General features: G+C 68.2%; 1 protein-coding gene. It reads left to right on the top strand.

Going from position 1 to position 1546, the window contains the following annotated elements; genetic code table 11:
- Window positions 1-155 precede the first annotated feature (155 nt).
- Complete coding sequence (locus ACERZO_RS50290; RefSeq protein WP_372673159.1) at window positions 156-1514, top strand: IS4 family transposase; 1359 nt, start codon at window positions 156-158, stop codon at window positions 1512-1514.
- Window positions 1515-1546 lie beyond the last annotated feature (32 nt).

The raw sequence follows: 1546 nt of genomic DNA on the forward strand, positions 1-1546 counted from the left end.
AACGTCTTGAATGAGCAAGGCCGGGTAGTTAAGGCTGCGGGCGTGGTGTCAACCCCTGTGACATAAGGCAACGGAGCTTCCGCTAGAACATCGTCGACCAAGATCAACGTTCGGCGGGAGCTCCGTTGTCCGCGCAGTCTGTCATAGTCCGAGTAGTGCGTGTCGCCGCCGGGGTCTTCGCACCAGGTCATCTCGGCGAACTGACCCAGATCGTGCCCTTCGAGATGGTCGACGCGGTCCTGGCCCAGACCTGCGCCACCCAGCGACGCGTACGGCTGCTACCAGCCCGGGTCACGGTGTACTTCCTGCTGGCCATCGGCCTGTTCCCCGAACGCGGCTACCGCGGCGTGTTCGCGGCCCTGACCGCCGGGGTAGGCGAACCAGCACCGGCAACGCCGACAGCCTCGGCCTTGCGCCACGCCCGCCGACGGCTCGGCCCACGCCTCCTGGCCACGCTGTTCGACCTGCTGGCCGGTCCCATCGCCGGTCCCCGCACCCCCGGAGCCTGCTGGCGCGGTCTGCGGCCAGTCGCCATCGACGGCACCGGCATCGCCATCCCCGACAGCACCGCCAACCAGGCATGGACCGACAAAGCCACCGCCTCCCACCCGATGGCCGGCTACCCCCTGCTGCGGCTGATCACGCTGGTCGAATGCGGCACCCGCGCCCTGATCGCCGCGGCGTTCGGCAGCCCCGCCGAAGGAGAACTGGCCTACGCCACCCGGCTCACAGCCCGCCTGCACCCGGGCATGGTGCTGCTGGCCGACCGCAACTTCGACGCCGCAACCTTCATCACCAGCACCGCCAGAACCGGCGCCGATCTGCTGATCCGGCTCAAAGCCAACCGACGCCCGCCCCTGACCGGCCGCCACCGGGACGGATCGATCACCTCGATCATCGGCGCCATCCCCGTCCGGATCATCGAAGCCCGCATCACCATCACCGCAGCAGACGGCTCCCGGCGCAGCGAGCACTACCGGCTGGTCACCACCCTGCTCGACCCCGAGCGTTACCCCGCCGCCGAACTGATCGAGCTTTATCACCAACGCTGGGAGATCGAAACGGCCTACCTCGCCCTCAAACACACCCTCACCCGCGGACGAGTCCTGCGTTCCCAGACCCCAGCCGGCGCCGAACAGGAACTCTGGGCATTGCTGAGCACCTACCAAATCCTGCGGATCGCGATGATCAGCGCCACCGACTCCCGACCCGGCACCGACCCCGACCGGGCCGGATTCACCACCGCTCTGCAGGCCGCGCGCGACCAGATCATCACCGCCCGGTCGGTCATCGCCGGCACCCACATCGACCTGGTCGGCACCATCGGCCGCCAGGTCCTGGCCGCGCTGCTGCCCGCTCGTCGGGCCCGGACCTGCCCCCGCACCGTCAAACGACCACTGTCCAAATACGCCTACGCCAAACCTGGCCAGCCACGGGCCTGCCTGCCCACCACCATCAACGTCACCATCACCAACGCCGCGGCGAGCCCCTTGACACGATCCACACCGCCCTAACTACCCGGCCTTGCTTGAATGAGTCATTCAGG

The organism is Amycolatopsis kentuckyensis (genome assembly GCF_041679295.1).
Lineage (GTDB): Bacteria > Actinomycetota > Actinomycetes > Mycobacteriales > Pseudonocardiaceae > Amycolatopsis > Amycolatopsis kentuckyensis_A.